Raw genomic sequence first — 22,746 nt, forward strand, 5'->3', positions numbered from 1 at the left:
GCACGGCGGTCGAGACCACGCTTGCGGACGGCGTCTTCGTCGCCTGGTGGCCGGGCGAGGTCTTCGACCCGGCGATGGTCGGCGGCCTCAGCGGACAGGGCGGCCCGGAGCCCGCGATCACGTGCGAGGCGACGTACACGGTCGGGACACGCAGCCGGTGGCGCCCGAGTTCCCGGGACGATCGCCGGCCGTGCGTGGGCCCGGCCCGACGGCGGCGGGCCGGGCCCGGCGTGTGGGCCGCGCCCCGTAGGCTGGGGGGCGTGTACGAAGGCGCTGTCCAGGACCTGATCGACGAGCTCGGCCGACTCCCCGGCGTCGGGCCCAAGAGTGCGCAGCGCATCGCGTTCCACCTGCTCGCCGCGGACGCCGCGGACGTGCGCCGGCTCGCCGACGCGCTCACCGAGGTGAAGGCGCGCGTGCGCTTCTGCGAGACGTGCGGCAACGTCGCGGAGTCCGAGCAGTGCCGCATCTGCGCCGACCCGCGCCGGTCGCCCGAGGTGATCTGCGTCGTGGAGGAGCCCAAGGACGTCGTCGCGATCGAGCGCACACGCGAGTTCCGCGGGCGGTACCACGTGCTCGGCGGCGCCATCAACCCGATCGAGAACGTCGGTCCGGGCGACCTGCGGATCGCCGAGCTCATGGCCCGGCTCGCCGACGGGCAGGTCACCGAGGTGATCCTCGCGACGGACCCCAACGTCGAGGGCGAGGCCACGGCCACGTACCTCGCGCGCATGCTGGGCCCGATGGGCCTGCGCGTGACCCGTCTCGCGTCCGGGCTGCCGGTCGGGGGAGACTTGGAGTACGCGGACGAGGTGACGCTCGGCCGGGCTTTCGAGGGCCGACGTCTCGTCGGCGGCTGACGAGAGGTGACGACCATGGGGGAGATCGAGAACGACCCCGACCTGCGAGAGATCGCCGAGGGCATGGCCGCGCAGGCGCGCGCGTTCCTCACGACCGCGACGCAGGTCGCGTCGGGGGCCGCGCCCGGGGCCGTGCTGCCGCTGCTGCTGCTTGCGCTGTCCGACGCGCTCGCCGCGGGCGCACGGCTCGGGGCGATGGGCGACGTCGTCCCGGTCGAGCGCTTCGAGCCCGACGCCGGCCGCGACACCGACGTGGACCCGCTGCGGACCGCGCTCTCCCAGCTCTTCGACGGGTTCGACGACTACGCCGAGATCACGGACCCGCTCGTGGGCGCCGAGGTCGGGGCCGCGTCCCTCTCGGGCGACCTCGCGTGCGTCGCCGAGTGCCTCGCGAAGGGCCTCCAGCACTACGACGGCGGCCGCGAGCTCGAGGGCCTGTGGTGGTGGCAGTTCTCCTACGTCTCGCTCTGGGGGGAGCGCGCCGCGAGCGCGCTGCGCGTCCTGCAGCTCGCGCTCGCGCACCTGCGTCTCGACGTCGAGGACGACGTCGCGACCGAGGCGGAGTACGACGCCCTCCAGTCCTGAGGCACGCGTCGCAGCCGTGCGCCACGATCAGGCCGGTGCGCCCGCCGAGCCGTAGTGCGCCGCGAGGGCGGGGTAATAGCTGTCCCACACGACCGTCGCGGGGTCGCGCCCGGCGCGGGCCGCGGCCAGGCGGTCGAGGTAGTACTCCCATCCGGGGCCGATCGACCCGGCGTCCTCGTCCGGGGCCAGCGCCTGGCGGAACACGAGGGCGGTGGTGCCGCCGTCGTCGTCCAGGTCGACCTCCAGGTGCCACGACGTCTCGCCGACGGCGGTCTCGACCACGAGCCGGTGCGGTGGGTCGCAGCGCAGGACCCGGCACTCGTCGCCCTCCGTCGCGCCCTCGGCGGTCATGACGAAGCGGACGCTCCCCGTGGTCGGGTCCCCGTCCCACGTGCCGATCCAGGGCTCGAGCCCCGCCGGCTCGGTGAGGCTCGCCCAGACGTCGGCGACGGGTGCGGCGAAGGTCCGGCGCAGCACGATCCACCGGCCGTCGTCCTCGCGCACGACGGAGCCGGTCGGCTCGACCTCAGGGTGCTCGGTCATCACAGCAGCGTAGGCAGACCCGGGCCCCCGGGGAAGGGTGCGGCGTGGTACCACTAGGGGGTGCTGCCCGCCTTCTCCCTCCCGGTCTCCGGCGGGCTCGAGATCGACGGCCTGACCGTCGTCCTGCTCGTCCTCGCCGCTCTCACGGCGGGGTGGATCGACGCCGTCGTCGGTGGCGGCGGTCTGGTCCAGCTCCCCGCGCTGCTCCTCGTGCCCGGCATCAGCCCGGTCCAGGCGCTCGCGACGAACAAGCTCGCGAGCATCATGGGCACCTCGGTGAGCGCCGCGACGTACTACCGGCGGGTCGGACCCGACCTGCGGACGGCCGGCCCGATGGCGCTCGCGGCGCTGGTCGGGGCGATCGGCGGCGCCGCCCTCGCGTCGCGCATCCCGGCCGAGCTGTTCAAGCCGATCATCCTCGTGGTGCTCGTCGGGGTCGCGGCCTACACGATCGCGAAGCCGAAGCTGGGGCACACGACGAACCTGCGCTGGGAGGGCAACGGCCACCGCTGGGCCGCGGCCGGGATCGGCCTCGTCATCGGCACGTACGACGGCCTGCTGGGCCCGGGCACGGGCACGTTCTTCGTCATCGCGCTCGTGAGCATCCTCGGGTACGCGTTCCTGCCCGCGTCGGCACTCGCGAAGATCGCGAACTTCGCGACGAACGCGGGGGCGCTGATCTTCTTCGTGCCGTACGGCGCGGTGCTGTGGGGGCTGGGCCTCGTCATGGGCGCGGCCAACCTGCTCGGGGCGTACGTGGGCGCCCGGATGGCGGTCGCCAAGGGCAGCGCGTTCGTGCGCGTGGTGTTCGTGGTCGTCGTCGGCGCGCTCATCGTCAAGCTCGGGTACGACGTCGTCCACGACCTCACGGCCTGAGATCCCGGCGTCTCGAGGCGGGTGCCACCCGTGGTGTCATCGTGTTGTCGTCCAGGGGTTGTGGTGACACCACTTGTGGTGCCATGATGGCGTCATGGACCTCACCCCGTACGTCGACGACCTCCAGGACCGCCTCGCCGCTGCTGCGGACGCCGCCGGTGACGACGGCCGTCGGCTCGCCGAGCGCCTGACCGCCCCGCTGGACGCGGCCGTGCGCCTCGTCCTCCTCGACGCGCTCTCCGCCGCGGCGGGAGAGATCTCCGCGGAGCTCGCCCCCGGGTCGGTGGACGTGCGGCTGCGCGGTGGTACCCCTGAGTTCGTGGTCGCCGTCCCCGCCGTCGCGCCCGCCCCGACCGAGGCGCTCGTCCCGGCGAGCACCCCGGCCGCGCCGGCCGGCCCCGCGCCGGCCGACGTCGAGGCGGGGGCCACGACCCGCACGACCCTGCGCCTGCCCGACCACCTCAAGACGCAGGCCGAGACCGCCGCCGCGCGCGACGGCGTCTCCGTCAACACGTGGCTCGTGCGCGCGGTCGCCGCGGCGCTCGAGCAGTCCACCGGACGCCCTGCCGCGCAGGCCCGCCCGCAGCAGCGCGGCTCCGCCCGCGTCACCGGCTGGGTGCGCTGACCGCCTCGGTCCCCGCCCCGCCTCCTCCGACCGCACCTGACACCACCACGACACCACTCCTGGAGCTTCGTCATGCCCACTTTCTCCGCCCCTCAGCCCCTGCCCGTCGTCGTCGACGTGCCGTTCGCCCAGCTGCACGTGGTCGCCGGGGACCGCGACGACGTCGTCGTCACGGTCCTGCCGACCGACCCCGCGAAGTCCGGCAGCGTCCGCGCCGCCGAGGCGGTCCGCGTCGACGGCGACGGCAGCGCCCTGACGATCTCCTACCCCGGGTCGTGGAAGCAGTACGTGCTGCCGTTCGCGTCCGGCACCGCCGACATCACCGTCGAACTGCCCGCGGGCTCCGACGTGCGCGGCAAGGCGGGCTCGCTCTACGCCGAGGGCAGCCTCGGCACCGTCGAGATGGCGCTCTCCGCCGGGGACGCCCGCGTCGAGGACGTCGACCGGCTCGACGTCAAGGCCTCGGCGGGCTCCGTGGCGGCGCGCCGCGTGCGGGGTTCGCTGGACGCCCGCGTCAGCGCCGGGTCGGTCCGCGTCGAGGAGGTCCGTGGCGAGGGCACCATCAAGGCGACCAACGGCACGACGACGGTCGGCGCCGTCACCGGCTCGCTCGCCGTGCACGGCGCGCACGGCGACATCGCGGTGGCGCGCGTGAGCGGCACGCTCACGGCCAAGTCCGCGCACGCCGGCATCCGGGTCGAGCGCCTGGAGTCGGGGAGCGTCACCCTCGCGACGTCGTACGGCTCGATCGAGGTGGGCGTGCCCGAGGGCACCGCCGCGTTCCTCGACGCGAGCTCCGAGCACGGCAGCGTGCGCAACCACCTCACGCCCACGGAGGGCCCCGTCGAGGACGAGGCCACCGCGGAGATCCACGCCAGCACCGGGTTCGGCGACGTCGTCGTCCGCCGGCCCTGACCACACCGGAGAGAGACGGAGGCCTGGACATGTCTGTCGACCAGACCCTCGCACCCGCGGTACGGGTACGAGACATCGAGAAGTCGTTCGGCGACCTGCGCGTGCTGCGCGGGGTCGACCTGGAGGTGGCCCCGGGGAGCATCTTCGCGCTGCTGGGGTCCAACGGGGCGGGCAAGACCACGCTCGTGCGGATCCTGTCCACGCTGCTCGCGCCGGACGCCGGGACCGCGAGCGTCCACGGGCACGACGTCGTCGACCAGCCCGGGCAGGTCCGGGAGTCGATCTCCCTGACCGGGCAGTTCGCCGCGGTCGACGAGGTCCTCACGGGCCGGGAGAACCTCGTGCTCGTCGCCCGCCTGCGCCACCTGAAGGACCCCGGCCAGGTCGCGGACGATCTGCTCGCCCGCTTCTCCCTGACCGACGCGGGCTCGCGCCGGGCGGGGACGTACTCGGGCGGCATGCGCCGCCGCCTCGACATCGCGATGAGCCTGATCGGCGACCCGCCGGTCATCTTCCTCGACGAGCCGACGACCGGCCTGGACCCCCAGGCCCGCATCGAGGTCTGGGCCACGGTGCGCGAGCTCGCCCAGGGTGGCACGACCGTCCTGCTCACCACGCAGTACCTCGACGAGGCCGAGCAGCTCGCGGACCGGATCGCGATCCTGCACCGCGGCACCATCATCCAGAACGGCACCCTGGCCGAGCTCAAGGCGCTCCTGCCGCCCGCGCAGGTCGAGTACGTCGAGAAGCAGCCGTCCCTGGAGGACGTGTTCCTCACCCTCGTCGGCGAGACCGGCGAGGACCCCACGACCCCGACGACCGCCGAGGGCACCCAGCCCGCCGGAGAGGAGCTCCGATGACCACGCACGTCCTGGCCGACACCCGTGTCCTGACCGGCCGCTCGCTGCGCCACATCCTGCGCAGCCCGGACACGATCATCACGACCGCCGTCACCCCGATCGCGCTCATGCTGCTGTTCGTCTACGTCCTCGGCGGCGCGATCGACACCGGCGCCGCCGGGTCGTACATCGACTACATGCTGCCCGGCATCCTGCTCATCACCGTCGCCTCGGGCGTCGCGTACACGTCGTACCGGCTGTTCCTCGACCTCCAGGGCGGCATCTTCGAACGCTTCCAGTCGATGCCCGTCGCGCGGTCCAGCGTCCTGTGGGCGCACGTGCTGACGTCGCTCGTCGCGAACCTCGTCTCGGTGACGATCGTCGTCGGCGTCGCGCTCCTCATGGGGTTCCGCACCGGGGCGTCGGTGGGCGCGTGGCTCGCCGTGCTGGGCATCCTCGTCCTGTTCACGCTGGCCCTGACGTGGCTCGCGGTGGTCGCCGGCCTCTCGGCCAAGACGGTCGACGGCGCGTCGGCGTTCAGCTACCCGCTGATCTTCCTGCCGTTCATCAGCTCCGCGTTCGTCCCCACGGACACCATGCCGGCGCCCGTCGCGTGGTTCGCGGAGAACCAGCCGGTCACCGCGATCGTCGACACGCTGCGCGCGCTGTTCGGCGGGCAGCCCGTCGGCTCCGACATCTGGGTCGCGCTCGCGTGGCTCGTCGGGATCCTCGCCGTCGCGTACGCGTGGGCCGTCGCGATCTACCGGCGCAAGATGCGCTGACCCGGGGGACGCGAACGGTCCCGGCACGGTGGAGGCGTGCCGTCCGAGCCAGGGGCGTGGCGCGGACGGCGTCCCGTGCCGGGACCGTCTGCCGGTGAGGGGCCGTGGTGCGGCCCCTCACCTGTCTGTGCGGCGACCGCTACGCGGAGCGCTCCGGCCGGCCGGCCGGAATCACGTCCGGTCCGCCGGTCGCCTGGTCGGCCTCCGTCACCGCACCGATGTCGTCCCCGTGCACCGGTGCGCCCGGCAGGTCGACGTGCGGGGAGTCGGGCGGGGGCGGGGTGACGCTGCCCTCGAGCAGGTCGGGGCGGTCGGCGACGGTCGTGATGCCGCTCGAGACCTTGTAGCCCTTCTTGCGCATGGCGCGCGCCCGCTCGCCGGCCGAGCGGAGGCGCGGGTTCACGTACTCGTCGATCCCGAAGTTGATGAGCGACAGCGCCATGCCGAGCAGCGCGATGCACAGACCGGCGGGGACGTACCACCACCAGTAGTCGGGGAACGCGCCGTTCTGCTGCGCCCAGAAGAGGATCGTGCCCCAGTTGAGGTTGGTGATGGGGATGACCCCGATGAAGGCGAGCGTCGTCAGGCCAAGGACCGCGGCGGTCACCGTGCCGACGAAGCTCGATGCGATGATCGCGGTGAGGTTCGGCAGCATCTCGACGGCGATGATCCGGTGGATCGGCTCGCCGTTCGCCCGTGCCGCCTGGATGAAGTCGCGGTTCCGGAGCGACAGGGTCTGCGCCCGCAGGACGCGCGCGCCCCAGGCCCAGCCCGTGATCGCGAGCACCGTGGAGACGAGCAGGAGGCTCGGGTTCTCCTGCTGGGACGCCACGATGATCATGAGCGGCAGGCCCGGGAGCACGAGGAACACGTTCGTGAGCGCCGAGAGAGACTCGCTGCGCCAGCCCGCGATGTACCCGGCGGTCACCCCGATGATCACCGCGACGAGCGTCGCGATGATGCCGGAGACGAAGCCGACGACCAGCACACCCCGCGTGCCGTAGATGATCTGGCTGAGGACGTCCTCGCCCATGTGCGTCGTGCCGAGCAGGTGCTGCGCGGACGGCGGCTGCTTGAGCGCGGTGAAGTCCTTCTCGAGCGGGCCGTAGGGCGCGAGGAGGCCGCCGAAGATCGCGACGAGCGTGAACACGCCGAGGATGATGAGGCCGGTGAGCGACTTGCCGTTGCGGAACATCGCGAACGACGCCCCGGCGCGGCTCGCGAGGCCGCGTCCGGAGGATCCGCCCGGGGTGGCCGGCGGGGTCGCGGGCACGGTGGCCTCGCTCGTCGCGGTCGTGGTGGTGGACGTCATGGCTCAGGCCTCCGTCTGACGCGTGCGCGGGTCGAGGGCGGCGTAGGCGACGTCCGCCAGGATGTTCGCGACGAGGACCGAGAGCGTGATGACGAGGAAGAGTCCCTGCATCAGCGGGTAGTCCTTCGCGTTGGTGGCGTCGAGCAGCAGCTTGCCCACCCCGGGGTAGGAGAAGACGAGCTCCATGACGAGCGTGCCGCCGACGATGAAGCCGAGCGACAGGGCGAAGCTCGACAGCTGCGGCAGCACCGCGTTGCGAGACGCGTAGCGCGTGAGCACCTTGCGGGGCGGGAGGCCCTTGGCCTGGGCCACCGTCACGTAGTCCTCGTCGAGGACGGTGATCATCATGTTCCGCATCCCGAGCACCCAGCCCCCGAGCGACGCGACGACGATGGTCAGGGCGGGCAGCGTGCCGTGCTGGATCACGTCCCAGGCGAACTCCCACGACCACTCGGGCGACGCGCCCTTGCTGTACGCGTGGGATGCCGGGAACCAGCCGAGCATGCTCGAGAAGACCGCGATGGCGATGAGGCCCATCCAGAAGTACGGGACGGTCGAGAAGAACGTCGAGATGGGCACGATCGCGTCGGCCTTGCTCCCGCGGCGCCAGCCGATGATCGCGCCGAGGCCGCTGCCGAGGAAGAAGCTGAGGATCGTCGCGATGCCGACGAGCCCGAGCGTCCACGGCAGGGCGGCCGCGATCACGTCGCCCACGGGGGCGAGCCCCTTGGAGAACGAGCGGCCGAGATCGCCGCTGAGCATGAGGCCCCAGTAGTCGACGTACTGCTGGAAGAGCGACCGGCCGTCGTCGAGCCCGAAGAGGGTGCGCAGCGACTCGGCCGCCTCGGGGCTGATCTTCCCCTGGTTCTTCGCGAGGTACGCGGAGACCGGGTCGCCCTTCATCATGCGGGGCAGGAAGAAGTTGATCGTGATCGCCGCCCAGGCGGTGAACAGGTAGAAGGCGGTGCGGCGGGCGAAGAATCGCAACGGGATCAGCTCCTCGACGATGCGGCGCCGGTGCCGGAGAAGTGGACCTCCGGGTTGGGCGAGGCATCGCGTAGCGCGCGGGTGTAGGGATGCTGGGGCTCGAGGATCACGTCGTCGGCCGGGCCGTGCTCCACGACCTTGCCGTGGTGCAGGACCATGATCTCGTCGCTGAAGTGGCGTGCGGTCGCCAGGTCGTGCGTGATGTAGAGGACCCCGAGGTTCGCCTCGCGCTGGAGCTCGGCGAGGAGGTTGAGGACGCCGAGGCGGATCGACACGTCGAGCATCGAGACCGGCTCGTCCGCGACGAGCAGCGACGGGCGCGACGCGAGGGCGCGCGCGATCGCGACGCGCTGGCGCTGACCGCCGGACAGCTCGTGCGGGCGGCGTTCCACGACGCCGCCGTCCAGGTGGACGCGGTCGAGGAGGCGGTGCACCTCGGCGTCGACCTCGTCCTTCGGGACCACGTGGTCGAGGCGCAGCGGGCGCTCGAGGTGGTGGCGGATGGTGTGGTACGGGTTGAGCGACGCGAACGGGTCCTGGAAGACCATGCGGATCTGCTGCCGGTAGCGGCGCAGCGCCCGTCCCCGGCGGGGGATGGGGGCGCCGTCGAGCAGGATCTCGCCGGACGTGGCGCGCTCGAGCTGCGTGAGGATCTTCGCGATCGTCGACTTGCCGCTGCCGCTCTGCCCGACGAGCGCGATGGTGCGCCCCGAGGTGAGCGTGAAGCTGACGTCGTCGAGCGCGAGCAGGTCGCCGGAGCCCCGGACCTTGTACTTCTTGCTGACGTGCGAGAACTCGAGGGTGGTCATCAGGCCTGGCCTCCTGCGCTGGTCGTGGCAGTGCTCGCGGCCGTGGCTGCGGGCTCCGACCGGCCGCGCACGAACCCGCCCCGCTCCCCGGTGAGGCTCGGGAACGAGCCGAGGAGCTTGCGCGTGTACTCGTGCTGGGCGTGGTGGTAGATGTTCGACGCGGTGTCGAGCTCGACGATCCGGCCCTGTCGCATGACCGCGATCCGGTCGGAGATCTCGAGGAGCAGCGGGAGGTCGTGCGTGATGAAGATGACCGAGAAGCCGAACTGCTTCCGCAGGTCGGAGATCTGCTGGAGGATCTCGCGCTGCACGAGCACGTCGAGCGCCGTCGTCGGCTCGTCCATGATCATGAGCTGGGGCTTGAGCGCCAGGGCCATCGCGATCATGACGCGCTGGCGCATGCCGCCGGAGAGCTCGTGCGGGTAGGAGCGCAGCCGGTCGCGTCCGACGCCGACGAGGTCGAGGAGCTGGGCGCTCTCCTCGGTCCGCTCGGCCTTGCTCATGCGGGGGCGGTGCGTCTCGAACACGTCGCCGAGCTGCTTGCCGATGTTGGCGACCGGGTTGAGCGCGTTCATCGCCCCCTGGAACACCATCGACGCCTTGTCCCACCGGAACCGGCGCATCGCGTCGTCGTCGAGCGCGTTGAGGTCGACGTCCTCGCCCGACTCGTCGTGGAAGATCGCCGAGCCCGAGGGGATCACGGCCGGCGGCTTGAGCAGCCGCTGGATGCCGTACGCGAGCGACGTCTTGCCGCAGCCGGACTCGCCGGCGAGGCCCAGGATCTCCCCGCGGTGCAGCGTGAGGGAGACGTCGCTGACGGCCTCGACGGGCGGGTCGACGTCGTAGACCACGCTGAAGCGCGAGACGGTCAGCAGGGGTTCGGTGTTCACGGGTCCTACCTGTTTCTGTGCTGGGGCCGGGCCGCACCGAGGCTCGCGCGGCGCGCGCCGCGCGAGCCTCGGTGACCTCACTCGGCCGGCTTGAGCTGGGTGAGGATCAGCACCGCGGTCGGCTGCGTCGGGTCCGCGTTGATGTACGGGTCGTCGTCGCTCGGCCAGCCGACGTAGTTGCGCGTGTTGAACTCCGTGATGAACGGACGCGTGCCGATCGGCATGACCGGGACCTGGTCCACGAAGATCTTCTGCGCCTCGGCGATGGCCGTCGCGCGGTCCTCGTCCGTCGTCGCCGCGAGGTACGCGTCGAGGGCGGCCGTGGCCTCCGGGCTGTCGAAGCGGCCGAAGTTGTAGTCCGCGGCCTCGCCGATCGGCTTGAGCCAGCGGGCGTCCATCGTGTCGCTGTAGATGTCGTACGGCGTCGCGCCGGTCTCGGTCCAGTGCAGGATCGCGTCGAAGTCGCCCGTGCCCTTGGCGGCCCACCACGAGTCCGAGTCGGGCGTGTCGACCGTGGCCTCGACGCCGATCGCCTTGACCGACTCCGCGATGAGGCTGATGCCGGTGACGTAGTCGTTCCAGCCCTGCGGGACGCTGAGCTGGAAGGTGACGGGCTCGCCGTCGGGGTCGATCAGGGCGTCACCCTCGAACGTGTACCCGGCGTCGGTGAGGACCTTCTTGGCACCGTCGACGTCGACCTCGTACTCCTCACCCGCGAACTCGTCCGAGATGAACGGGTCGCCGGCCGGGGTCGGCAGACCCGTGACGGAGGTGAGCAGCGGGACGCCGCCCTCGCGGGCGATCTGCTGGTGCTGCTCGCGGTCGATGACCATGTTGACGGCCTGGCGGAACGCGACGTCGTCGAACGGCTTCTTGGTCGTGTTGACGAACATCGCGTCGATGCCCAGGCCGGCGGGAGCCCAGTACACGTTGTGCTCCGGGTCCTTGTCGACGAACGCCGACTGCACGTTCGGGAGGAACGCCTGCGCCCAGTCCGCGTCGCCGTTGGCGAGCGCGGTCGTCAGGGCGCTGTTGTCGTTGTACGACACGTAGTACAGCGTCGGGACCGCGAGCTCGCCGCCCCAGTAGTCGTCGCGCGCGTCGAGCTGGACGCTCTCCGTGCTGAAGCTCGTCAGCGTGTACGGGCCGGTGCCGACGGGGTCGGGGTTCGTCTCCGTCGTCGGGTCGGCGACGCCCTCCCACACGTGCTTCGGGACGACGAACCGGTGCAGCACCTTGTCCTGCTTGGCGAACATCGGCGTGCCGAACGTGACGGTGACCTTGTCGCCGTCCACGGCGACGTCCTTGATGTCGAGCGCCGCGGTGTTGAGCTCGGGCGTGTCGACCAGGATCTGGTACGAGTACGCGATGTCGTCGGCCGTGAGGTCCTTGCCGTCGCTCCACTTCACGCCCTCGCGGGTCGTGAGCGTGACCGAGGTGTAGTCCTCCGACCACGTGATCTCGGACGCGAGCCAGGGGCGGACCTCGTCCGACGGGTTGACGACGTTGACGATGCCGACGGGCTCGTAGATGGCGTTGACGTAGCCGAGCTTGAGCGCGGACGAGTCGCCGATCCACGGGTTGTTCGACTCGGTCGCGATCGCGCCGTCCGGCTTGGCGATGGTGAGGGCGGCGCCCGCGCCGGAGCCGGTCGTCTCGTCGTCGTTGTTGCCGCCCGTCGACGAGCAGCCGGTCAGCACGAGTGCTGTCGCGATGCCGAGGGCGATCGCGGAGGCCTTCAACCTCATGAATCTCTCTCCTTCGAGGGAACATCGTCCCCGGCGCGGTGCCGGGGCGGTGGAGCGTACGGGTGAAACGGAAGGGTGGCGTGGGGCGCTGGGTCACCCCGCGTGGACCGCGGTCCGGGCTACTCCTGTTCGGTGGTGCTCTCCTGCACCCGGACCGCGGTGTCCAGGCGGAGGTCGTGGACGGAACGCCCCACCCGGAGCCGGTAGGTCCCGGCCGGGAGGTGCCAGCGTCCGCCGTCGGTGTCCCACACCTCGAGCTGACGGCGGGGGACGGTCACGGTGACGTCGGCGGAGGCCCCCGCGGCGACGTCGACGACGGCGAACCCGCCGAGCCAGCGGACCGGGCGGTCACGCTCGGCGACCGGGGCCGACGCGGGCGCGACCGGGGGTTCGACGTAGACCTGGACGACCTCGCGGCCGTCGCGGGGCCCGGTGTTGGTGACGCGGACCGTGAGGGTCGCGTCGCCGTCGGGCGTGCGGACCGGGTCGGACGACGCGTCGTACGACCACGACGTCCACCCCAGCCCGTGCCCGAAGGGTGCGGCGGGGACGGCGCCCGAGCGCTCCCACGCGCGGTAGCCGACGTGGACGCCGTCGGCGTACTCGACGACCCCCTGGTCGGGGACCGCGTGCGGGACGGGGACGTCGGCCTCGGCGGCCGGGAGGGTCCAGGGGAGGCGGCCCGCCGCCTCGACGTCGCCCGCGAGCACGTCCGCGATCGAGTGCCCGGCCTCCTGGCCGGGGAACCAGACCCACAGCACCGTGCGCGCGCGGTCGAGCCAGGGGAGCAGCACGGGCGCGCCCGCGTTCACGACGACGACCGCGTCCGGGTCGACGTCGAGGACGCGCTCGACGAGCTCGTCCTGGCGGCCCGGCAGCACGAGCGACGTCCGGTCCCAGCCCTCGGACTCGACCTCCTCGTTCGTCCCGACGACGACGACGGTCAGGTCGGCGCCGCGGGCCGCCTCGACGGCGTCGGCGATCTCCTGCTCGACGCTCGGCGCGGGGACGCGGTGGCGCAGCTCCGCGCGGACGAGGTTGCCGTAGCCCTGGGCGCGGGTGACGAGGAGCGACGCGGTGATCCGCACGCGGCGTGGCGCGTCGACGTGCACGGTCGTGGGGACGCCCGCCGGGTTGTTGATCGACGAGTCGAGGATGACCTCGACGCCGGAGCGACGGTCGTCCTTCGCGACGACGACGCCGTCGATCTCGATCGTGTGGCCCGGGACCGTGCCGACCTCGAGCACGTGGTCGCCGGGCTCGCCGAGCAGGACGTCGACGTCGAGCACGACGGTGTCGACCTCGGCGGGCAGGTCGCGCAGGAACCCGTCCCAGCGGGGCAGGACGGACTTGCGGAGCGTCGTGCCCTCGGCGTCGAGCCAGGTCACCGCGACGGCGGCGCCGTCGGCGCTGCGTCCTTCCACGTCGAGGCGGGGGGCGAACCGGCGCGCGTCACCGCCGCGGGCGACCGTGAGCGTGGCGTCGGGCCAGCGCGCCGCCAGGCCCTCGGCGGGGGTGACGACGTGCGCGGGGTTGACGGTCGAGCTGCCGCCGCCGAGCACGTGCGGGCGCACGGCGTTGGGGCCGACGAGCGCGATCGACCGCGGCGCGGGCCGGTCCCAGACGGGGTTCTCGGCGTCGGAGCGCAGGACGACGGTGCCCGCGGCGGCGGTGCGGCGCACCAGGGCCCGCAGGTCGCCGTCGTGCGTGACCGGGCGGGCGGGCTCGTCGAGCGCACCGACGCGGCGCGCGAGCAGGAGGATGCGCGCGACCTTGTCGTCGATCTCGCTCTCGGGGACGCGGCCGTCCTCGACCGCGCGGACGAGGGCGTCCTCCCACGGACCGCCCGGGCCGGGCATGACGACGTCGAGGCCGCCGTTCGCGGAGAGCTCGGTCGTGTGCGTCGCGACCCAGTCGGAGACCACGGCGCCGTCGAACCCGAGCTCGTCCTTGAGGACGTCGGTGAGCAGGTGCCGGTGCCCGGTCATGGGGCCGGACTCCACGCCGTCGTCCACCTGGTTGTAGGCCGCCATGACGGACCACGCGCCCGCCGCGACCGCGTCCTCGAACGGTGCGAGGTAGACCTCGCGCAGCACGCGGGGGTCGACGTGCGACACGTAGGTCGTGCGCTGGGTCTCGGAGTCGTTGGCGACGTAGTGCTTGACGCACGCCGCGACGCCCTGGTCCTGGAGGCCGCGGACGACGCCCGTGCCGATCTGGGCCGTGAGGTACGGGTCCTCCGAGTAGCACTCGAAGTGCCGGCCGCCGACGGGCGTGCGCTGGATGTTGACCTGGGGGGCGAGGACGACGTCGACGCCGTGCGTGCGCGCCTCGCGGGCGAACGCCTGACCGGTCTCGTGCGCGGCGGCCCGGTCCCACGTCGCGCCGATCGCGCTGGGGGAGGGGAAGAGGATCGAGGTCTCGCCCTCGACCTCGCTCGTGCCGCGGACCCCGACGGGGCCGTCGGACATGACGACGGGGCGCAGCCCGAGCTCGTCCTGGGCGTGCAGGCGCCACATGGACTGGCCGGTGAGGAGGCGGACCTTCTCGCGGAGGGTCAGCCCCTGCGCACGGGTGCGCAGGGTGTCGAGCTCCGCGGGGTCGCGCTCTCCCGCGAGGGACTGCGATGTCACGAACGTGCTCCTCGTCGTCGAGTCGTCTGTCGAGCGGAGAACTTACCGTGCAGTCAGTAAGTTGGCAAGAATCTACGTTTCCGCAGGTCAGATCGATATCTCACCGTGACCTTGGGCGGGAGCGTGGCTCGGAGGTGTCGTCGCGTGCGTAGGATCACCCCCGGACGGCGACGGCCCGAGGACGTGCTCGGTGCCGGGGCGCCGACGTCGGCGCCGACGGTGGCGCACCGGGCACCACGACGAGGAAGTGACGAGGCGATGACCACGAGCAGGCGGCGCCCCCGCGTGCGGGAGGAGACCCTCCGGCGCCGCGAGGAGATCCTCAAGGCCGCCATGGCGACCTTCGGGAGCAAGGGCTACCACAACGGCCCCCTGGCGGAGATCGCGGAGCAGGTCGACATGACCCACGCCGGGATCCTGCACCACTTCGGGTCCAAGGACCACCTCCTCCTCGAGGTGCTGCGCTACCGCGACGAGAGCGACGTCGCCGGCCTCGACGGGCAGCACATCCCGGGCGGCATCGACATGTTCCGCCACCTGGTCCGCACGGCGTTCCTCAACGCGCAGCGCGCCGGGATCGTGCAGACGTACGCCGTGCTCTCCGCGGAGTCCGTGACCGACGACCACCCCGCGCGTGCCTTCTTCGAGGGCCGGTACCGCACGCTGCGGAGCGAGGCCGTCGAGGCGTTCGAGGCGCTGTGCGCGGAGCGGGGCGTCGCCGTCCCCGCGACCGTCCGGCACGCGTCGGCGTCGATCCTCGCCGTCATGGACGGGCTCCAGGTCCAGTGGCTCCTCGATCCCACGCAGGTGGACCTCGGCGAGGCGAGCCAGTTCGCGATCGAGGCGATCGTCGCCGCGGTGCTCGACCCGCGCCCGTCCCCGCTCGGCCTCGACGGCACGAGCGGCGGAGAGCAGCCCGTGGCGCTCGACGGCGTCGTGCCCGCCGAGGCGGCCGGGCAGCCCGTGGGGGCCGTGGGGGCCTGACCCCGGGGCGCGGCGCCCCGTCGCCCGCGGACCTTCGGTCCCGCGTGGTCACGACCACGGACCCTGTCCGGGCCGTCCGGCGACGGCGAGGATCGAGGTCGTGCAGACCCTCGCCCAGGCGTTGACCACTCAGTCGGAGGCGGCCCGGAAGAAGGTCGGTTCGGCGAGACGTCCGGCGCGCTACATCGTCGCCGCGATGCTCGCGGGCGCGTACATCGGCGTCGGCGTCGTGCTCATGGTCGCGACGGCCGGGCCCTTCCTCGCGGCCGGGTCGCCGGGGGAGCGGCTGGTCGCCGGGGGCGTGTTCGCCGCGGCGTTGACCCTCGTCGTGTTCGCCGGGGCCGAGCTCGCGACGTCCGCCATGATGATCCTCGCCCAGGGCGTCGCGACGCGCGCCGTCCGGGTGCGCGACGCCGTCCTCACCCTCGCCCTGTGCCTCGTCGGCAACCTCGCCGGCTCGATGCTCTTCGCGTTCGCCGTCACGAGGGCCGGCGTCCTGCACTCCAACGCGGCCGCAGGGGAGATGGTCGCGTCCATGCTGCGCGCGAAGGCCCACGAGACCGGCGGCGAGCTCTTCTTCCGCGGCGTCCTGTGCAACCTTCTCGTGTGCGCCGCGATCTGGGCCTGTGGTCGCCTGGCCTCCGAGGCGGGCAAGGCGATCGTCCTGTTCTGGGCGATCCTCGCGTTCATCGCCTCCGGGTTCGAGCACGTGGTCGCCAACATGACGACCTTCTCGCTCGGCCTCTTCGGCGACCTGGGCCCGACGACGTGGGCCGACTTCGCCCGCAACCTCACCTGGGTCGGCCTCGGCAACCTCGTCGGCGGCGCCCTCGTCGTCGGCCTCGCCTACGTCGTCGTCGCGGGCCCGACGCGAGACGCCGAGCGCGGTGCGCCCTCGACGGACGCGACCCCCCGGCCGGTCGTGCTCCCCGTGCCGGCGATCCGGCGCGCGACCGCGCCCCTCGACCGGAGCCACCGCGCGGGCTGACGCCGCGCCGCCCGGGCCCGCATGGCGGGACGGGCTTGGCCGGAACGCGGGACGCGTGCGTATCATCGATCGACCCACAAGCACCCGGCGGGCCGTTGAGAGAGACGGAGGCCGGCGACAGATGGAGCAGCACGTGGCACTTGTCGTGCAGAAGTACGGCGGTTCGTCGGTCTCGGACGCCGAGAGCATCAAGCGCGTGGCCAAGCGCATCGCGCAGACCAAGCGGGCCGGTCACGACGTCGTCGTCGTGGTCTCGGCGATGGGCGACACGACGGACGAGCTCATCGACCTCGCGCAGCAGGTCACCCCTCTCCCGCCGCAGCGCGAGATGGACATCCTCCTCACCGCGGGCGAGCGCATCTCGATGTCGCTGCTCGCGATGGCGATCAACAGCCTGGGCGTCAAGGCGAAGTCGTTCACGGGCCAGCAGGCCGGCGTGATCACCGACGCCGTGCACGGCAAGGCGCGCATCGTCGACGTCGTCCCGCACCGCATCCGGGAGACGATCGAGCGGGGCCAGGTCGCGATCGTCGCGGGCTTCCAGGGCGTCACGCAGTCGACGAACGACGTGACGACGCTCGGTCGCGGCGGGTCGGACACGACCGCCGTCGCGCTCGCGGCCGGTCTCGACGCCGACGTGTGCGAGATCTACACCGACGTGGACGGCATCTTCACGGCCGACCCGCGCATCGTGCCGAACGCACGCAAGATCGACCGCATCACGTACGAGGAGATGCTCGAGATGGCGGCGAGCGGGGCCAAGGTCCTCGCGCTGCGCTGCGTCGAGTACGGCCGCCGGTACGGCGTGCCGATCCACGTGCGCTCGTCGTTCAGCGGCAAGGAAGGCACGTTCGTCAGCGCGGACGCCTACTCCGCGCCCCGGCCCGCCGGCGCCGCTCCCAGCCCCGCAGACCTTCCCGAGGAGACCGTCATGGAAGACCCGATCATCTCCGGCGTCGCGCACGACCGCAGCGAGGCCAAGATCACCGTCGTCGGGGTGCCCGACGTGCCCGGGACGGCCGCGCGCATCTTCGAGGTCGTCGCGGGCTCGGGCGTGAACATCGACATGATCGTGCAGAACGTCTCGGCCGCCCGGACGGGCCTGACCGACATCTCGTTCTCGCTGCCCGAGGGCGACGGCCCGGCCGCGATGTCGGCGCTGTCCGCGCTCCAGGGCGAGATCGGGTTCGACTCGCTCCAGTTCGACGACCAGATCGGCAAGCTCTCGCTCGTCGGGGCGGGCATGAAGTCGCACCCGGGCGTCTCCGCGAAGCTCTTCGGTGCCTTGCGCGACGCAGGCATCAACATCGAGATGATCTCCACCTCGGAGATCCGCATCTCCGTCGTGACCCGCGAGGACTCGCTCGACGATGCGGTGCGCGCCGTGCACACCGCGTTCGAGCTCGACGCCGCCGACGGCGAGGCCGTCGTCTACGCCGGCACCGGCCGCTGAGAGGACGAGGAACCATGAGCACCGAGAACCGTCAGGGCCTGCACGTCGCCGTCGTCGGCGCGACCGGCCAGGTGGGCGCCGTCATGCGCCGGCTCCTCGACGAGCGCGACCTCCCCGTCGCGAGCATCCGCTACTTCGCGTCCGCCCGCTCCGCCGGGTCGACGCTCCCGTGGCGCGGGACCGACGTCGTCGTGGAGGACGTCGCCGCGACCTCGACCGACGACCTCCGGGGGATCGACGTCGCCCTGTTCTCCGCGGGCGGCGCGACCTCGAAGGCGCAGGCGGAGCGCTTCGCCGAGGCGGGCGCCGTCGTGATCGACAACTCGTCCGCGTGGCGCATGGACCCCGACGTCCCGCTCGTCGTGTCCGAGGTCAACCCCGCCGCACTGCGCGAGGCGCGCAAGGGCATCATCGCCAACCCGAACTGCACGACCATGGCCGCGATGCCGGTGCTCAAGCCGCTCGCGGACGAGGCCGGGCTGGAGCGCCTGATCGTCGCGACGTACCAGGCCGTGTCCGGCGCCGGGCTCGCCGGCGCGGAGGAGCTGCGCGCCCAGGCCGTCGCGGGGGCGGCGGCCGAGGGCACGGGCGCCGGGCTCGTCGGGCTCGTGCACGACGGCGGCGCGGTCGCCTTCCCCGAGCCCGCCGTCTTCCCGCGCAACGTCGCGTTCAACGTCGTCCCGCTCGCCGGGTCGATCGTCGACGACGGGCAGGAGGAGACGGACGAGGAGAAGAAGCTGCGCAACGAGTCGCGCAAGATCCTCGGCCTGCCCGAGCTCGCGGTCGCCGGGACCTGCGTGCGCGTCCCGGTGTTCACCGGCCACTCGCTCGCGATCCACGCCGAGTTCGGCGCCGCGATCACGCCCGACCGCGCGCGCGAGATCCTCGCCGCCGCGCCGGGTGTCGTGCTCGCGGACGTGCCGAACCCGCTCGAGGCGGCCGGCCAGGACCCGTCGTTCGTCGGCCGCATCCGTACCGACCAGTCCGTCCCCGGCGGGCGCGGCCTCGTGCTGTTCGTGTCGAACGACAACCTCCGCAAGGGCGCCGCGCTCAACGCGGTGCAGCTCGCCGAGCTCGTCGCGCAGGACCTCGACGCCGTCCGCGCGGCGTTCACCCCGGCCCTCGCGAAGTAGAGCCCTGGTACCGCGAGGTAGAGCCCTGGTACCGCGAGGTAGAGCCCTGGTCATCGACCAGGGCTCTACCTCGCGGCAGAAGGTCCGGGACTCAGCCCTCGACCATGCGAGCCATGTTCTCGCCGTCGGCGAGGCCGACGATGTTGCCGGCCGGGTCGGTGAACCAGGCTCCGTCGCCGCCCTCCATGAACCCGCGCACGATGCCCTTCTCGTCCTGGTCGAACCCCTCGTAGCGCTCGAACGTCACGCCCTTCGCGGTGAGCTCGTCGACGACCTGGTCCACGTCGTCGACGGTGAGGTGCATGACCGTGAAGGCGGCCGGCCGATGGTCCTCCTTCGGGTAGACGAACACGTCCGAGCCGCCGCCCAGGTGGAGCACCAGACCGCCCCCGTCGTCGAGTGCCGTGACGGGGAGCCCGAGGGTGCTCCCGTAGAAATCGCGCGCCGCGTCGAGGTCGTCCGCCGAGAAGCTGGAGAACCCGCGCCGAATGTTGACCATCGTCGTCTCACTCCTTCGTGACCGCCGGCGGCCGGAGGGCGTGACCCGCCGCGGACGCCGGATCTTTCCAGGGTCCCACCGGAGAGCCGCGGTGGGTACCGCACAGAGCGGGTGAACGGTCCGCCGTCAGGACGTCGTGCGGGTCCCGAGCGTCGGGGCGAGCAGCCACAGCGCGGTCGCGGCGAGCACGTGCCAGACGGCGTGCCCCTGGAGCGTGACGCCGAGCGGCCCGCCGGCGTCGCACAGCGGCCACCCGGGGCGGCTGAGCGTCCCGACCCCACCGCCCACGGCGAGCAGCACGAGCGCGGTGACGGTGCGGCGTCGGACGGCGGGGCGACGCCACGCCCGCAGGGTGCTCGCGCCCACGGCCACGACGGCCGCGACCACCTGGGCCGTGGTCGACCACGGGGGCGCCACGGCGGCGAGCGGCACGCCCAGCAGCGTCGGGGCGAGCCACCACCACGTCCGCAGCCGGCGCCCGGTCAGGTCCGCGACCGCGTCCGCGGCGACGAGCGCGAGCGCGCCGAGCAGCGGCGGGTCGTGCACGACCGGGTTCCACGACGGTGACGGCCCGTGCTGGACCACCGAGCCCGCGCCGACCAGGGCGACCAGGACCCCGAAGGCGACGTGCAGGCGTGTCGTCGCTGCGTCGTCGGGCCGGAGCGTGCCCGACGACGGCCCCGGGCGGGGGCGCAGCGCCGCCACCACGACGGCCGTGCCCGCGACGACGAACGCGAGGCTCGTCCAGGTGCTCAGCGGCTCGGCCCAGGGCGCCCCGCCCGCAAGCTCGCACGCTCCGTCCACACCGCCTCCCGCGAGGTAGAGCCCTGGTCACTCCCAGGGTGCCTCCTCGCGTGACCAGGGCTCTACCTCGCGAGACCAGGGCTCTACCTCGCGTGACCAGGGCTCTACCTCGCGAGACCAGGGCTCTACCTCGCGGAGGGGGTTGCAGGATCGATTGCATCTATGGTTCATTGGTGGAGTAATGAACCACAGAACACGCGAGGCGGGAGAGGATGGGGCCCATGTTCGACGGACCGGAGCCCATCTACCTCCAGATCGCGCAGATGATCCGGGCGCAGGTGCTCGCGGGCGAGCTCGCGGAGGAGGAGCAGGTCATGTCGACGACGCAGTTCGCGACGACGTTCCGCATCAACCCGGCGACGGCCGCCAAGGCGTTCGCCGGCCTGGTCGACGAGGGCGTCCTCTACAAGCGCCGCGGGCTCGGGATGTTCGTCGCGCCGGGGGCGCGGGAGCAGCTCCTCGCCGACCACCGCGCCCGGTTCTTCGACGAGGTCCTCGCGCCCGCGCTCGCGCAGGCCGACCTCCTCGACATCCCGACGGCCGAGATCGTGGACTACGTCCTCGGCCGGCCGCGACCCGCCGGCTCGTCCGGCGACCCTCGTACCGGCCCGACTACCGACCCCGCCCCGAGGTGAGACCCGTGACCGCCCGGCCCACCCGCCGCACCCCCGACCAGAAGCCGCCCGCCCCGACCGCGACCACGGCCCCGGCACCCTTCGCCGCCGAGGTGCGCGACGTCGTCGTGCGCTACCCGCGCAGCGACGACGTCCCCGCTCTGGACGGCGCGACGCTCACCGTCCGTCCCGGCGTCATCACCGGCCTGCTGGGGCGCAACGGCGCGGGCAAGACGACGCTCGCCGCCCTGCTCGCTGCCTTCCGCCGGCCCACCGCCGGGACGGTGCGCGTGGGCCGGCCGGGCGAGCTCGAGGACCCGTTCGAGAACGTGTGGGCGACCATGCACACCCAGCTCGTCCGCGAGAGCGGCGACGTGTGGGAGACGGACAAGGCGCGCGACACGCTCGAGTACTACGCCGACCTGCGCCCGCACTGGGACGCCGATCTCGCCGCGCGCCTGCTCGACGAGCTCGAGGTGGACGTCCGCAAGAAGCCGACCGAGATGTCGCGCGGCAAGCGGTCCGCGCTCGGCGCGGTCGTCGGCCTCGCGTCGCGCGCGCCCCTGACGATCTTCGACGAGGTCTACCTCGGCATGGACGCCCCGAGCCGCTACGCGTTCTACGACGCGCTCGTCGCCGACTACGCCGAGCACCCGCGCACGGTCCTGCTGTCGAGCCACCTCATCACCGAGGTGGAGCGCGTCTTCGAGGACGTCGTGATCATCGACCGAGGACGCGTCCTGCTCGCCGAGAACGCCGACGACGTCCGGGCCCGGGGCGTGAGCCTCACCGGCCCGGCCGAGGTCGTCGAGCGGCACGTTGTCGGTCGCGAGGTGCTCGCCCGGCAACGGCTCGGCGGCACGGCCCAGGTGACGCTCTTCGGCACGTTCGCCGAGGACGAGCGTGCCGCCGCGGTGGAGGCCGGGCTCGAGGTCGGCGCCGTGCCCGTGCAGGACCTGTTCGTCCACCTGACGCGCACCGGGCGCCCGGGTTCCGAGGCCGGGACGGAGACGACGCGATGACCGCCACGACCCGGCGCAGCGCCGAGCGCCGCGCCCTCGAGTCCGCCGCCCACCGGCGCGGCGTCAGGGCGGTCGCCTGGTACTTCATCGGCGGCACCTGGTACGTCGGGGTCTGGTTCTGGGCGATCGCGCTCGCCGTCGGAGCGCTGATCCTCTGGATCATGGAGCGCAACGACGACGTGAGCATCGAGGCGGTCGGGGGAGTCGCCGGCTCGGCGAAGTTCTTCCTCTTCGTGATGGGCATCATCCTGCCCCTCATGACGATCGCCGTGCACGTGGCGTCGGGCGGCACCCGCCGCTCGTACACGCACGGGCTGTGGATCGGCGCGGCCGTGTCGGGCATGACGTTCGGCGTCGCGACGGCGCTCGTGAAGTGGGGCGAGTGGGCGCTGTTCCGCCGCTCCGGGTGGGCGACCGAGCCGGAGCTCGCGCAGCTCTACGTCGACGGCTCGCAGGTGGGTCTGACGGTCCTCGTCGAGGGGCTCTTCTGCGTCGTGTACTACCTGGCCGGGATGGTGATCGCCGCCGGCTTCTACGGGTTCGGGTTCCTGCGCGGGGTGCTCCTCGTGCTCGTGTCGCTGGTGCCCGTGGTGATCAGCGAGATCTTCCTGCGGTCCGGGTTCTTCGGCCACGCGCTCGCGCGCGTCGTCGGTCTCGACGGCACCCCCGTCGCGCTCGCCGTCCTCGGCGGGGCGCTCGGGGTCGTGCTCGCCGCCCTGCTCCTGCGCGTCGTCCTGCGTGGCGTCGCGATCCAACCGGTCGAGTTCGCCGCCAGCGCGAGCGCCTGACCGGCCCGCAGCACCCCACACCGAAGCCCTCCCGGGCGGCGCGCCGCGCCGTCCGTG

23 protein-coding genes are annotated in these 22,746 nt (G+C 72.7%); 14 read left to right on the forward strand and 9 right to left on the reverse strand.

Annotated features, from left to right (window positions below; genetic code table 11):
- Positions 1-260 precede the first annotated feature (260 nt).
- Positions 261-860 (forward strand): recombination mediator RecR, encoded by a 600-nt coding sequence (gene recR / locus AC6CH9_RS12005; protein WP_024841680.1) that lies wholly within the window; start codon positions 261-263, stop codon positions 858-860.
- 15 nt (positions 861-875) lie between these two features.
- Positions 876-1,445 carry a DUF5063 domain-containing protein gene (locus AC6CH9_RS12010; protein ID WP_498155081.1) on the forward strand — a complete coding sequence of 190 codons (570 nt, stop codon included), beginning with the start codon at positions 876-878 and terminating at the stop codon, positions 1,443-1,445.
- A gap of 27 nt (positions 1,446-1,472) precedes the next feature.
- On the opposite strand, the gene AC6CH9_RS12015 is transcribed toward AC6CH9_RS12010, so the two are convergent.
- The gene (locus AC6CH9_RS12015; protein ID WP_498155082.1) at positions 1,473-1,988 is read right to left on the reverse strand and encodes an SRPBCC family protein; all 516 of its coding nucleotides are present in this window, start codon (positions 1,986-1,988) and stop codon (positions 1,473-1,475) included.
- Positions 1,989-2,048: 60 nt separating this feature from the next.
- Between AC6CH9_RS12015 and AC6CH9_RS12020 the strand changes: the two genes are divergently transcribed.
- The 5 genes from AC6CH9_RS12020 to AC6CH9_RS12040 all read left to right on the forward strand — a co-directional run bounded on the left by AC6CH9_RS12020 (position 2,049) and on the right by AC6CH9_RS12040 (position 6,025).
- Positions 2,049-2,864, forward strand: a complete 816-nt coding sequence (locus AC6CH9_RS12020; protein ID WP_498155083.1) for a TSUP family transporter — start codon at positions 2,049-2,051, stop codon at positions 2,862-2,864.
- Positions 2,865-2,958: 94 nt separating this feature from the next.
- Complete coding sequence (locus AC6CH9_RS12025; protein ID WP_498155084.1) at positions 2,959-3,489, forward strand: histidine kinase; 531 nt, start codon at positions 2,959-2,961, stop codon at positions 3,487-3,489.
- 72 nt (positions 3,490-3,561) lie between these two features.
- Positions 3,562-4,404 (forward strand): DUF4097 family beta strand repeat-containing protein, encoded by an 843-nt coding sequence (locus tag AC6CH9_RS12030; RefSeq protein WP_498155085.1) that lies wholly within the window; start codon positions 3,562-3,564, stop codon positions 4,402-4,404.
- Between the two features lie 29 nt (positions 4,405-4,433).
- Positions 4,434-5,264: an ABC transporter ATP-binding protein gene (locus tag AC6CH9_RS12035; RefSeq protein ID WP_498155086.1), complete on the forward strand. Its 831-nt coding sequence runs from the start codon at positions 4,434-4,436 to the stop codon at positions 5,262-5,264.
- Complete coding sequence (locus AC6CH9_RS12040; protein WP_047232285.1) at positions 5,261-6,025, forward strand: ABC transporter permease; 765 nt, start codon at positions 5,261-5,263, stop codon at positions 6,023-6,025. Before AC6CH9_RS12035 ends, AC6CH9_RS12040 begins: the two co-directional genes overlap by 4 nt.
- A gap of 139 nt (positions 6,026-6,164) precedes the next feature.
- Here AC6CH9_RS12040 and AC6CH9_RS12045 read toward each other — a convergent pair whose 3' ends face one another.
- From AC6CH9_RS12045 to AC6CH9_RS12070, 6 genes are all read right to left on the reverse strand, one after another.
- Positions 6,165-7,337 carry an ABC transporter permease gene (locus AC6CH9_RS12045; protein WP_498155087.1) on the reverse strand — a complete coding sequence of 391 codons (1,173 nt, stop codon included), beginning with the start codon at positions 7,335-7,337 and terminating at the stop codon, positions 6,165-6,167.
- 3 nt (positions 7,338-7,340) lie between these two features.
- Entirely contained in the window at positions 7,341-8,324 is a 984-nt protein-coding gene (locus AC6CH9_RS12050; protein WP_141389086.1) for an ABC transporter permease, read from the reverse strand.
- A 5-nt stretch (positions 8,325-8,329) separates the two neighbouring features.
- A complete protein-coding gene (locus tag AC6CH9_RS12055) occupies positions 8,330-9,133 on the reverse strand; it encodes an ABC transporter ATP-binding protein (RefSeq protein ID WP_498155088.1) in 804 nt (267 codons plus the stop codon).
- The gene (locus AC6CH9_RS12060; RefSeq protein WP_498155089.1) at positions 9,133-10,023 is read right to left on the reverse strand and encodes an ABC transporter ATP-binding protein; all 891 of its coding nucleotides are present in this window, start codon (positions 10,021-10,023) and stop codon (positions 9,133-9,135) included. Before AC6CH9_RS12060 ends, AC6CH9_RS12055 begins: the two co-directional genes overlap by 1 nt.
- A 77-nt stretch (positions 10,024-10,100) precedes the next feature.
- Positions 10,101-11,771, reverse strand: coding sequence for an ABC transporter substrate-binding protein (locus AC6CH9_RS12065; protein ID WP_498155090.1), 1,671 nt, complete (start codon positions 11,769-11,771; stop codon positions 10,101-10,103).
- Between the two features lie 119 nt (positions 11,772-11,890).
- A complete protein-coding gene (locus tag AC6CH9_RS12070) occupies positions 11,891-14,404 on the reverse strand; it encodes a beta-glucosidase family protein (RefSeq protein WP_498155091.1) in 2,514 nt (837 codons plus the stop codon).
- 258 nt (positions 14,405-14,662) lie between these two features.
- On the opposite strand from AC6CH9_RS12070, the gene AC6CH9_RS12075 reads away from it, so the two are divergent.
- The 4 genes from AC6CH9_RS12075 to AC6CH9_RS12090 all read left to right on the forward strand — a co-directional run bounded on the left by AC6CH9_RS12075 (position 14,663) and on the right by AC6CH9_RS12090 (position 18,962).
- Positions 14,663-15,388, forward strand: a complete 726-nt coding sequence (locus tag AC6CH9_RS12075) for a TetR/AcrR family transcriptional regulator (RefSeq protein ID WP_498155092.1) — start codon at positions 14,663-14,665, stop codon at positions 15,386-15,388.
- 100 nt (positions 15,389-15,488) lie between these two features.
- On the forward strand, positions 15,489-16,376 hold the full coding sequence (locus AC6CH9_RS12080; RefSeq protein WP_498155093.1) for a formate/nitrite transporter family protein: 888 nt from the start codon (positions 15,489-15,491) through the stop codon (positions 16,374-16,376).
- Positions 16,377-16,509: 133 nt separating this feature from the next.
- On the forward strand, positions 16,510-17,829 hold the full coding sequence (locus AC6CH9_RS12085; RefSeq protein ID WP_378233516.1) for an aspartate kinase: 1,320 nt from the start codon (positions 16,510-16,512) through the stop codon (positions 17,827-17,829).
- A gap of 14 nt (positions 17,830-17,843) precedes the next feature.
- Positions 17,844-18,962 carry an aspartate-semialdehyde dehydrogenase gene (locus AC6CH9_RS12090; RefSeq protein WP_498155094.1) on the forward strand — a complete coding sequence of 373 codons (1,119 nt, stop codon included), beginning with the start codon at positions 17,844-17,846 and terminating at the stop codon, positions 18,960-18,962.
- Between the two features lie 91 nt (positions 18,963-19,053).
- Here the strand turns inward: AC6CH9_RS12090 and AC6CH9_RS12095 are convergent, their stop codons facing one another.
- Together AC6CH9_RS12095 and AC6CH9_RS12100 are read right to left on the reverse strand one after the other, a co-directional pair.
- Positions 19,054-19,461: a VOC family protein gene (locus tag AC6CH9_RS12095; protein ID WP_498155095.1), complete on the reverse strand. Its 408-nt coding sequence runs from the start codon at positions 19,459-19,461 to the stop codon at positions 19,054-19,056.
- A 126-nt stretch (positions 19,462-19,587) separates the two neighbouring features.
- Positions 19,588-20,265: a hypothetical protein gene (locus AC6CH9_RS12100; RefSeq protein ID WP_498155096.1), complete on the reverse strand. Its 678-nt coding sequence runs from the start codon at positions 20,263-20,265 to the stop codon at positions 19,588-19,590.
- Positions 20,266-20,486: 221 nt separating this feature from the next.
- Between AC6CH9_RS12100 and AC6CH9_RS12105 the strand changes: the two genes are divergently transcribed.
- The 3 genes from AC6CH9_RS12105 to AC6CH9_RS12115 are packed head-to-tail and all read left to right on the forward strand — an operon-like array spanning position 20,487 to position 22,689.
- Positions 20,487-20,900, forward strand: a complete 414-nt coding sequence (locus AC6CH9_RS12105; protein WP_053371777.1) for a GntR family transcriptional regulator — start codon at positions 20,487-20,489, stop codon at positions 20,898-20,900.
- A gap of 5 nt (positions 20,901-20,905) precedes the next feature.
- Positions 20,906-21,901: an ATP-binding cassette domain-containing protein gene (locus tag AC6CH9_RS12110; protein ID WP_498155097.1), complete on the forward strand. Its 996-nt coding sequence runs from the start codon at positions 20,906-20,908 to the stop codon at positions 21,899-21,901.
- Positions 21,898-22,689: a hypothetical protein gene (locus tag AC6CH9_RS12115; RefSeq protein ID WP_498155098.1), complete on the forward strand. Its 792-nt coding sequence runs from the start codon at positions 21,898-21,900 to the stop codon at positions 22,687-22,689. The genes AC6CH9_RS12110 and AC6CH9_RS12115 overlap by 4 nt, the downstream gene beginning before the upstream one ends.
- Positions 22,690-22,746: the final 57 nt, after the last annotated feature.

Source organism: Cellulosimicrobium sp. GQ32, from assembly GCF_059758455.1.